The sequence below is a fragment of the Hydrogenophaga sp. genome (assembly GCF_011772445.1).
Lineage (GTDB): Bacteria > Pseudomonadota > Gammaproteobacteria > Burkholderiales > Burkholderiaceae_C > Hydrogenophaga.
Window position 1 is genome coordinate 1 of record NZ_WVZN01000018.1, and the last position, 10,215, is coordinate 10,215.

The following is a 10,215-nucleotide window of genomic DNA, read 5'->3' on the forward strand; positions in this document are numbered from 1 at the left end:
GCCGCGCTGCAGTACCACGAGCAGCCCCTGCCCGGAAAAGTGGCCATTGCGGCCACCAAGCCGCTGTCGAACCAGCGCGATCTGGCCCTGGCCTACTCGCCCGGCGTGGCGGCGCCTTGCGAGGAAATCGCCGCCGATCCGGTCAATGCCTTCAAGTACACCGCGCGCGGCAACCTGGTCGCGGTCATCACCAACGGCACCGCCGTGCTGGGTCTGGGCGACATCGGCCCGCTGGCCGCCAAGCCGGTGATGGAAGGCAAGGCGGTGCTGTTCAAGAAGTTCTCGGGCATCGACGTCTTCGACATCGAAATCAACGAAAAGGACCCCGACAAGCTGGTCGAGGTCATCGCCGCGCTGGAACCCACCTTCGGTGGCATCAACCTGGAAGACATCAAGGCGCCGGACTGCTTCTACGTCGAGCGCAAGCTGCGCGAGCGCATGAAGATCCCGGTTTTCCACGACGACCAGCACGGCACCGCCATCGTGGTCGGCGCGGCCATCCTCAACGGCCTGAAGGTGGTCGGCAAGGACCTCAAGAAGGTCAAGCTCGTGACCTCTGGCGCCGGTGCCGCTGCCCTCGCCTGCCTGGGCCTGCTGGTCAAGTTGGGACTGCCGCGCGAGAACATCTGGGTGACCGACCTGGCAGGCGTCGTCTACGAAGGCCGCACCGAGTTGATGGACGAGGACAAGATCCAGTTCGCCCAGACGACCGGCGCGCGCAGCCTGGCCGAGGTGGTCGCGGGTGCGGACATCTTCCTGGGCCTGTCGGCAGGCGGCGTGCTCAAGCCGGAAATGGTCAAGTCCATGGCGGCCAAGCCGCTGATCCTGGCGCTGGCCAACCCCAACCCGGAAATTCTGCCGGAAGACGTGCAGGCCGTGCGCGACGACGCGATCATGGCCACCGGCCGCTCGGACTACCCGAACCAGGTCAACAACGTCCTCTGCTTCCCGTACATCTTCCGCGGCGCGCTCGACTCGGGCGCCACCACCATCACCGACGAGATGGAGATCGCCGCAGTGCACGCCATCGCCGAGCTCGCACAGGCCGAGCAGAGCGAGGTGGTGGCCGCCGCCTACGCGGGTGAGAAGCTGGCCTTCGGCCCCGAGTACCTCATCCCCAAGCCTTTCGATCCGCGGCTGATGATGAAGATCGCACCCGCCGTGGCGCAGGCGGCGGCCGACAGCGGTGTGGCGCTGCGACCCATCCAGGACATGGCCGCCTACCGCGAGAAGCTGCAGGGCTTCGTGTTCGCGTCCGGCACCGTCATGCGGCCCATCTTCTCGGCCGCCAAGCTGGCCACGCGCAAGCGCGTGGCGTACGCCGAGGGCGAGGAAGAGCGCGTGCTGCGCGCCTGCCAGATCGTGGTGGACGAAGGCCTGGCGCGGCCCACGCTGATCGGCCGCCCGGCCATCATCGCCCAGCGCATCGAGAAGTTCGGCCTGCGCCTGAAGGAGGGCCTGGACTACGACATCGTCAACGTCGAGCAGGACCACCGCTACCGCGACTTCTGGCAGACCTACCACCGCATGACCGAGCGCAAAGGCGTCACGCAACAGCTCGCCAAGATCGAGATGCGCCGCCGACTGACGCTCATCGGCACCATGCTGCTGCACAAGGGCGAGGTCGATGGCCTCATCTGCGGCACCTGGGGCACCACCCAGGGCCACCTGCACTACATCGACCAGGTCATCGGCAAGCGCGCCGGCGGCAGCCCCAGCACCGCGCAAGACGTGCGCGTCTACGCCTGCATGAACGGCCTCATGCTGCCCGGTCGTCAGGTCTTCCTGGTCGACACGCACGTGAACCACGACCCTTCCGCCGAGGAGCTCTGCGAGATCACCGTGATGGCCGCCGAAGAGATGCTGCGCTTCGGCATCCAGCCCAAGGCGGCCCTGCTGTCGCACTCCAGCTTCGGCTCGTCCAATGAGCCCTCGGCGGTGAAGATGCGCCGCACCCTGGACCTGCTGCGCGAGCAGGCGCCCTGGCTGGAAGTGGACGGCGAAATGCACGGCGACGTGGCACTGGACCCGGTGGCGCGGGCCGCGCTCATGCCCAACTCCACCCTCAAGGGCGTGGCCAACCTGCTGGTCCTGCCCAACATCGACGCGGCCAACATTGCCTACAACCTGCTCAAGACGGCGGCGGGCGGCAACATCGCGATCGGCCCCGTGCTGCTGGGCGCCGCCCAGCCGGTGCACATCCTCACCCCCAGCGCCACTGTCCGCCGCATCGTGAACATGACGGCCCTGACGGTGGCGGACGCCAATGTTGCCCGATAGGGTGTTCAGTCAAAGCGGGCGCTAACTTTTTTCACCCGCTTTTGCGCTGTCAATTGCCTGTTTTTTAGGCAGTCGCTTGCGTTTTGGGGCCGGTTAGGGCACACTCTCGCGCTTGAGTTTCAGGGTTAACCCCAGGCCAAAGGCTCAGGGTTCACCCGCATCAGGAGCAAGCCAACCTCATGGATCTGCGGCGGATTCGCCAGCACTGGGGCAAGGGCAAAGCCGGCTTCGTTGCGACTGCTGTGGCCACCGTGGTCGCCAGCGCAGGCACCTTTCTGGTGCAAGCCCGCGGTCCCGAACCCGCTGTCCTCGCCCCGCCCGCATCCGTGTCGGTATCGGCCCTGCCAACGCAGGGCAAGCAGGTTCTGGGCCAGATCCATCAGGGTGGGCCCTTTCGCTACGAAAAGGACGGCACCGTCTTCTTCAACCGCGAAGGCCTGTTGCCCAGGGAACGGCGGGGGTACTACCGGGAATACACCGTACCCACCCCGGGTTTGAACCACCGGGGAGCGCGGCGTATCGTGTGTGGCGGTGTGCGGCCCGTGGCGCCTGATGCCTGTTATTACACGGAAGACCATTACTCGAGCTTCAGGCGCATCGTGCAGTGATCTTCCGAAGAGCGATCGGTATTTCAACCTTTGACTGTGAAAGAGACGCGGAGATGGACACGCCACTTCGTAATGTGCGACCCAACATCGTCCAGTCCATTCGCGCCTATGGCGTGAAGGATCTGCAAGCGGCGGCCGAGCACCTCGGCCACCACTTTCTCTACGCCAACCTGGCCAAGGCGCAGAGCAAGCAGGACGTGCTGGAACTGATCGCCGCCCAGTACACGCTGCCCGCGCATTTCGGCAAGAACTTCGACGCGCTGTACGACTGCATGACCGACATGGTCCACAAGTCCGGCCCGCAAACCGGCTTCATCGTCGTGCTCGAGCACATCCCGGCGCACAGCAAGTTCGACAAGGAAGCGCGCGAGCAACTGCTCGACATCTTCCGCGACGCCGCCGACTACTGGAGCGACCGCAAGATTCCGTTCCGCTGCTTCTACTCGTTCTCTGTGGCGCGCAGCCCCAAGGGCGAGGAGCCGATCGAAGTGCAGAGCGAAGAGCCCATGCCGACGGACAAGATCCTCGACGTGAGCCCGCAGGCGTTGCGCATGAGCAGCCCGTTCAACGCGGGTTACTGGCTGGCGGCTGCTTGACAAGCCCACCCCCGCGCCGCGCCTGACGGCGCGTCACCCCCTCAAGGGGGCGACACCGACGGACTGGCAGAGCCAGATCCGTGGTGTCACTGGATGAGCCGCGACACTTGTCGCGGCTTTTTCATGCCTGCGAGGTTTGCGCCAGGCTGACGTATTCGCTGACGGGCACCTCTTCTGCCCGGCGTTGCAGGTCGAAGTTGCCGACCGCGTTTCGTTGCTCAAGCCATTTGCCCAGCGTGTGCCGCAGCAGCTTGCGGCGCTGGCTGAAGGCGACCTGCACAAGCTCGCTCAGGTGCTTCACGTCGATGGCGGGCGGATCGGTCAGAGGCACCATGCGCACCACCGCGCTGTCGACCCGGGGCGGCGGGTCGAAGGCCTCTGGCGGCACGAAGAGCACGCTCTCCATCGCGTAGCGCCACTGCAGCATCACCGACAGGCGACCGTAGTCGGCCGTGGCGGGCGCCGCGACCATGCGGTCGATGACTTCCTTCTGCAGCATGAAATGCTGGTCCTGCACCACGGCGACGTGGTCGAGCAGGTGGAAGAGGATGGGCGAGGAGATGTTGTAGGGCAGGTTGCCGACCACACGCAGGGGGCCGGAGGCCGTGGCGCGCAAGGCGGCGAAATCGACCTTGAGCACATCGGACTCGACCACGTCGAGTTGGCCATGCGCGCGCAGCTTGGCCGCAAGGTCGCGATCGAGTTCGATGACCGTCAGCCGGCCGAGCCGCTCCACCAGGGGCTGCGTGAGCGCGGCAAGGCCCGGGCCGATCTCGACCATGGGCTGGCCCGCGCGAGGATCGATCGCGCGCACGATGGCGTCGATGACGCCGGGGTCGGTGAGAAAGTGCTGCCCGAAGCGCTTGCGCGCGATGTGCTTCACGGCTGCGGGTCTTCGCGCATCTCGACGTAAGCGCGTGAGCGCACGTCGCGCGCCCACAGCTCCGTGGCCTCGCGCAGCTTCTGCTCGCGCACGACCATGCGCAGGCGCTCTCGCTGCTGGCGCTCGTCGAGCTGCACGGTGCGGCGTTCGTCGACGCGGATGAGGTGGACGCCGAAGCGCGAGACAACGGGTTCGGACACCTCGCCAGGGCGCAGGCGGTTCATGGTGTCCTCGAATTCGGGCACGAACTGCCCGGGCAGGGCCCAGCCCAGGCTGCCTCCGTTGGCGGCCGAGCCATCCTGGCTGTTTTCACGCGCCAGCGCCTCGAAGGTGGCGGTACCAGCCGTGATGCGCTGACGGAAATCGCTCAGGCGTGCGATGGCCGCTTCGGGCGTGAGCTGCGCACTGGGACGCAGCAGGATGTGGCTGGCGCGCGTCTGCGTGACGTTCATCGAGGGCATGCCGGCCTGGCGCTTGTCGTTGACCTTGAGCACGTGAAAGCCCGCGGGGCTGCGCAGCGGGCCTGCGATGGCGCCGGCCGCGAGGTTGCGTGTGGATGCCACGAACAGGTCGGGCAGGCGGGAGGCCGCGCGCCAGCCGAACTCTCCGCCGTTGACGCGCTCGGCCGCGTCGGAAAACTCGCGGGCGAGAACGGCGAAATCCTCACCCGCGCGCGCGCGTTCGGCCACGCGCTGCGCGCGCGCCTGCCGCTCGGCCACCACCGCCTCGCTGGCGTTCTCAGGCACCAGCACCAGCACGTGACTGAGGTTGAGTTCGAGGTTGTCGACCCCGCCTGCGCCGCGTTGCTCACGCTGGAACTCGTCGATGTCGGCGTCGGTCACGCGCACGCGGGAGTCCACTTCGCGCTCGCGCAGGCGCTGCAGCAGCAGTTGCTGGCGCAGCTCGTCGCGGAAACGGTTGAGGTCGTATCCCTCCGAGCGCAGGCGGCGGCGGAACTCCTCCTGACTCAGGCTGTTCTGGGCGGCGATGTTTTGCTCGGCTTGATCGATCTCGGCGTCGCTCACGCGCAGACCCGATTCGCGGGCCAGGTGCAGTTGCGCTCGTTCGTTGATGAGTTGTTCCAGCACCTGCCGCACCAGCACCGCGCGCGGCGGGGCATTGGTGATGTTGCGCTGCGCGATGTTCTGCTCGACCTGGCGCAGGCGCTGGCGCACCTCATGGTTGGTCACGGGCTCGGAATTGACCAGGGCGACGATGTAGTCGGCCGTGCGGTTGCCCGCAGCGGGCGCAGTGGCCGAGGGCAGCGTCAGGCCGCCAGGCGTGCGCAGCGTCTGGGCCGGCAGCGCGGCGGGCCAGAGCAGGGCCAGGCCCAGGGCGATGGCAATCGGAAGGGAACGGTCAGTCATAACGTTGGAACCGGCTCGGCGGGTTGATCTCTTCGCGCAGGTACTGGTAGCGCGGCACGTTGTCCCTGAGGGTCTGCAGCGGGTTGGAGCCGATGCGCGAGAAGCCCGAGAATTCGAGCTGGAACAGGATGCGCTGGTTCGCCGACGCCTGGCTGCGCTGCAGCCGCTCGAGCACCACCCGCCCGATCCAGCAACCGGCATCGTACTCAAAGCCCGCCACCAGATCGACCACCTTTCGGTCAGGCACGCTGTAGTTGATGCGCCCCACACCGTACCACTGGCCGGCACCGAGCCCGTAGCCCGGCACGGGATCCGGGCTGCGGCCGAAGATGCCGCTGAGCGGCCACTGCCAACCGACGTCGAATTGTTCGGAGGCCCCGCGCTGCAGGCGCCAGGCCGCGCTGAGCACGTGGTAGGGCCGGGGCGTGTAGCGCGCGCTCACGGTGGTGCGCACCGATTCGTTGGTGGTGGGGTTGTACTGGAAGGTGGTGTCGAACAACCAGCGCGGCGTCCATTGCACGCGCGCGGCCAGCAACACGTCGCTGAAGCGCTCCTGCACCGGCACGCCCCCGGGCAGGGTGACGTTCTGGTCCTCCAGCAGGTAGCGCTGCGCGACGCCCAGGCGCACGATCTCGGCGCCGGTGTCAGGATCGATGAGGCGCGAACTCACGCCCAGCGTGACCCCGCGCGTATCGGAAATGCGGTCGTTGCCGGTGAAGACGTTCTCGGAGTAGATGGTCGCGAGGTTGAAATCGGTCGCGCCCGAGTCGTAGTTCGGCAGGAGGCTCTGGTCGCGGTAAGGCGTCCAGGTGAAGAAGGCGCGCGGCTCCAGGGTCTGCAGGAAGGCCCGGCCGAAGTAGCTGGCGTCGCGCTCGAAGACCAGGCCGCTGTCCAGACTCAGGGACGGCACGGCGCGCGAGGCGCTGCGCTGGCCGTTGGCCAGGGGCTGATCGAAGGAGTACTGGGTGCTGTGCAGGCGCGCGCGCGGTTCGATGAACCAGCCCGGCGTCTGGAAGCGGCGGCTGAGCGTTGCCACGGCCAAGGCGCGCTCGCCATTGCTCTGCCCGGTGAGCAGGGGGTTGGACTCGAAGCGCGTGTACTCGCCGTACAGCGTCAAGGCGAGCGAACCGGTCTTGTCGGGCCGGCCCAGGTCGCCGCGGCTGTAGGTCAGGGCCAGCGAGGGCACGCGGTCATAGGGCGGCGTGATCGGCGCGTCGATGTCCTGCAGCGTCTGCCAGGTGTAGGCCCCGGCCGACGCGGACCAGTTGCCCTGGCTCCAGGTGGCGACGGCGTCGCTGGGCAGCAGGCGCTGCGTGAGCGTGGCGCCGGCGCGCGGGAAGTCGCGCCAGTAGTCGTCGTCGCTCACGCGGTTGAGGTTGAGCGACAGCCCCGCGCCACCCCGTCCGCCCAGGCGGTTGATGGCGTCGGTGAGCGACTGGTTGTGCTGCAGCGTGTATCCCCAGCGGTCCTCGCCCCGCAGGCGGTCCGAGGGCATGTAGGAGCCGCGCACGCGACCGGTGTAGTCGGGTTGCAGGTAGCGGAACTCGGCACCCATGTCGAGCCCGCGCTTGGACATGAGCGTGGGGTAGACCGTGAGGTCGTAGTTGGGCGCCAGGTTGAAGTAGTAGGGCAGCGTGAGTTCGAGACCGCTCACGCTGTCGAGGCCGATCGTCGGCGGCAGCAGACCCGACTTGCGCTTGTCGCTCAGCGGAAAAGTGAAGTAGGGCGCGCCGAGAATCGGCACGCCCTTGAACTCGAGCACGCCCCCGTAGGCCTCGCCCACCTCTTCCACGTTGTCGAACTCGATGCGGTTGGCGCGCACCAGCCAGGCGGGCATCCAGTCGGCCCCCGGGTTGCGCGGGCAGGTGCTGTAGCGGGCCTGGTGCGCGGTGGAGTGATCTTCGTCGTGGAAGTCCATGCGCGTGGCATCGCCGCGCCCGTTGTTGCTCAGCAGCTCGAAATCGGGTTGCTCGAAGTAGCCTTTGAAGGTGTCGACATTGAGCCGCAGCGCCGGCCCCCTGAAGCGGTCGCCACCGCGGTTGATGAGCACGTTGCCTTCGGCGTGGGCCTCGCGCGTGCGATCGTCGAAGCTGAGCCGGTCGGCGCGGATCACGGTGTCGTGGCGGCGCAGCTCGGCTTCGCCTTCGACGGTGGTGGTCTGGCCCGTGTGGCCTTCGATGCGAAGGCCCGAAACGAAACTGGGGGTCTGGCTGCGCACCTCGGCGGGCAGTTGCTCCTGCAGGCGCAGGCTGGGACGCAAGGCGAGTCCCGGGTCCTGGGCCTGAGCCTGAGCCTGCCCGGTGCTGGCGAAGCAGGCGCCCAGCACCGCCGCGGCCACCGGTGCGATGGCGAACCGGGCGGGAGAGCGAGTCGGGTCGGTGCGGCGTTTCAAGATCGGGCCCGGCGGCGTTCGGGCCGCGCACACTGGCGTTGAAGGCGTTTGTAGAATCCGCCGGATTATTCCACGGGGCCTGCCACGCACCCGGCGCGCCGCCCACCGCATTCCCCTCAGCCATGACCCCGTCGCCGACCACCGTCGCGTGGGCCGACCCGCAGCGCGAGGCGGCCTTCCATTCCTGGCTCGCGCCGCTGGCGCGGCAACACCGCCTGATCCCCTCCAGCCTGCGCCCGGCCTCTGCCGACGCGAGCTTTCGCCGCTACCTGCGCCTGGACGCCGAGGACGGCGGCAGCGCGATCGTGATGGACGCGCCGCCCGACAAGGAAAACAGCGAACCCTTTGTGCGCATCGCGGGGCTGATGCGCGCGGCCGGCCTGCGCGTGCCGCAGGTGCTGGACTGGCACGAGGCGCTGGGCTTCCTGCTGCTGGACGACCTGGGCACGCAGACCCTGCTCGACGTCATCGACCCCGCTCAACCGCAGGCCAACGCGGGCCTGTACCTGGATGCCCTGGCCGCGCTGCTGCCCTGGCAGCAGGCCAGCCGCCAGGGCGTGCTGCCGCCCTACGACGAGGCCGTGCTGCGCCGCGAGCTGCAGCTCTTTCCCGACTGGTACCTCGCGCAGCACAAGGGCCTGGTGCTGGACGACAGCCAGCAACAGGTCTTGCAGAAGACATTCGACCTGATCGTGCAGCGCGTACTGGCCATGCCCACGGTCTACGTGCACCGCGACTTCATGCCGCGCAACCTGATGGTGCTGCGCGAGCGCGGCGACACGCCGGCCACGCAACTCGGCGTGCTCGACTTCCAGGACGCGCTGCACGGCCCGATCACCTACGACATCGCCAGCCTCATGCGCGACGCCTTCCTCAGTTGGGAAGAAGACTTCGTCATCGATGTCACCGTGCGTTACTGGGAACAGGCCCGAAAGCTGGGCCTGATGGACTTCGAAGACTGGCACAGCGACTTCGGCGCCTTCTACCGCGCGGTGGAGTGGATGGGACTGCAGCGCCACCTCAAGGTCGCGGGCATCTTCGCGCGCCTCACGCTGCGCGACGGCAAGCCCAAGTACCTGGCCGACGCGCCGCGCTTCATCGCCTACATCCGCGCCACCGCGCACCGCTACCGCGAACTGGCGCCGCTGCTGCGCCTGATCGATGACGTGGAAGGCCTGCAGTCGGCCAGTGGCTGGGCCTTCGGCAGAAACTGAACGGCGCGGGCATGCCACGTTTTTTCTGCGACGCTGCGCTGGGCCCGGGCGCCGAACTCGCGCTGCCCCCGGGCGCCGCACGCCATGTGCAGGTGCTGCGCCTGCAACCGGGTGACGAGATCACGCTGTTCAATGGCCAGGGCGGCCAGTGGACGGCCCGCGTGCAGCGCATGGGCCGCAGCGACGTGTCGGTCCGGGTCGAGGCGCACGAGGCCATCGAGCGCGAAGCCGCGCGCGAGGTGACGCTGGCCATCGGCATGCCCGCCAACGAGCGCATGGACTGGCTGGTGGAGAAGGCCACCGAACTCGGCGTGGCGCGCATCGCGCCGCTGCATACGCAGCACGGCGTGCTTCGCCTGGCCGGCGAGCGCGCGGCGAAGAAGCAGGCGCACTGGCGAGCCATTGCGCAGGCCGCTTGCGAGCAGTGCGGCCGCAACCGCATTCCCACCATCGAACCGGTGCGCGACATCGCCGATTTCCTGCGCGAGGCGCAGGGCGCGCGCGTGGTGCTCTCGCTCGCCGAGGGCGGCGTGCCCACTCCCCAGGCGCTCGGGGGCGATGCGCCGCTCACGGTGTTGATCGGTCCCGAAGGTGGCCTGAGCGCCGCCGAAGATGCGCAGGCCCGCTCGGCGGGCTTCTTGCCCACGCAGTTGGGTGCGCGGGTCCTGCGCGCCGAAACCGCGGCCCTGGCGGCGTTGACGCTGGCGCTCGCCTGAGCGCGGCGCGACCGCAGCTCAGGCGGCCTGCGGCGCCAGCCGGAACACCGACACCGCGTCGCTCAGGCGCTCGGCCTGCTCCTTCAGGCTCTGCGCGGCGGCTGCGCTCTGCTCCACCAGCGCCGCGTTCTGCTGCGTCATCTGGTCCAGCTGGTTCAC

7 protein-coding genes and 2 pseudogenes are annotated in these 10,215 nt (G+C 68.2%); 5 read left to right on the forward strand and 4 right to left on the reverse strand.

All coding sequences use genetic code 11. The annotated features are described in order from the left end of the window. The 3 genes and pseudogenes from GTO19_RS08080 to GTO19_RS08090 form a co-directional block, all read left to right on the forward strand. Nucleotides 1–2,280: NADP-dependent malic enzyme (locus GTO19_RS08080; protein WP_291020156.1), on the forward strand; the 2,280-nt coding region annotated here is incomplete at its 5' end. 179 nt (nt 2,281–2,459) lie between these two features. Next, complete coding sequence (locus GTO19_RS08085) at nt 2,460–2,888, forward strand: ribonuclease domain-containing protein (protein WP_291020159.1); 429 nt, start codon at nt 2,460–2,462, stop codon at nt 2,886–2,888. Nucleotides 2,889–2,941: 53 nt separating this feature from the next. Continuing rightward, nucleotides 2,942–3,337: pseudogene (locus GTO19_RS08090) on the forward strand (barstar family protein); the annotation flags it as partial. Nucleotides 3,338–3,605: 268 nt separating this feature from the next. Here the strand turns inward: GTO19_RS08090 and rsmA are convergent. Genes rsmA through GTO19_RS08105 form a run of 3 tightly spaced genes read right to left on the reverse strand, consistent with a single transcriptional unit; the run spans nt 3,606 to nt 8,126 of the window. Further along, complete coding sequence (gene rsmA, locus GTO19_RS08095; RefSeq protein ID WP_291020164.1) at nt 3,606–4,367, reverse strand: 16S rRNA (adenine(1518)-N(6)/adenine(1519)-N(6))-dimethyltransferase RsmA; 762 nt, start codon at nt 4,365–4,367, stop codon at nt 3,606–3,608. Then, complete coding sequence (locus GTO19_RS08100; protein WP_291020168.1) at nt 4,364–5,734, reverse strand: peptidylprolyl isomerase; 1,371 nt, start codon at nt 5,732–5,734, stop codon at nt 4,364–4,366. Before GTO19_RS08100 ends, rsmA begins: the two co-directional genes overlap by 4 nt. Next, nucleotides 5,727–8,126, reverse strand: coding sequence for an LPS-assembly protein LptD (locus tag GTO19_RS08105; protein ID WP_291020171.1), 2,400 nt, complete (start codon nt 8,124–8,126; stop codon nt 5,727–5,729). The genes GTO19_RS08100 and GTO19_RS08105 overlap by 8 nt, the downstream gene beginning before the upstream one ends. A 122-nt stretch (nt 8,127–8,248) precedes the next feature. Here GTO19_RS08105 and GTO19_RS08110 point away from each other — a divergent pair, with 122 nt between their 5' ends. Both GTO19_RS08110 and GTO19_RS08115 read left to right on the forward strand, forming a co-directional pair. Beyond that, nucleotides 8,249–9,340, forward strand: coding sequence for a phosphotransferase (locus GTO19_RS08110; protein WP_291020173.1), 1,092 nt, complete (start codon nt 8,249–8,251; stop codon nt 9,338–9,340). A gap of 11 nt (nt 9,341–9,351) precedes the next feature. Next, on the forward strand, nt 9,352–10,056 hold the full coding sequence (locus GTO19_RS08115) for a 16S rRNA (uracil(1498)-N(3))-methyltransferase (RefSeq protein ID WP_291020176.1): 705 nt from the start codon (nt 9,352–9,354) through the stop codon (nt 10,054–10,056). A gap of 18 nt (nt 10,057–10,074) precedes the next feature. Here the strand turns inward: GTO19_RS08115 and GTO19_RS08120 are convergent. Continuing rightward, nucleotides 10,075–10,215, reverse strand: a pseudogene (locus GTO19_RS08120) (chemotaxis protein); the annotation flags it as partial.

Coding starts and splice junctions, on each gene's coding strand:
- GTO19_RS08085 (WP_291020159.1), top strand. CDS start 2,460: ATGGATCTGCGGCGGATTCGCCAGCACTGGGGCAAGGGCAAAGCCGGC.
- GTO19_RS08100 (WP_291020168.1), bottom strand. CDS start 5,734: ATGACTGACCGTTCCCTTCCGATTGCCATCGCCCTGGGCCTGGCCCTG.
- GTO19_RS08110 (WP_291020173.1), top strand. CDS start 8,249: ATGACCCCGTCGCCGACCACCGTCGCGTGGGCCGACCCGCAGCGCGAG.
- GTO19_RS08115 (WP_291020176.1), top strand. CDS start 9,352: ATGCCACGTTTTTTCTGCGACGCTGCGCTGGGCCCGGGCGCCGAACTC.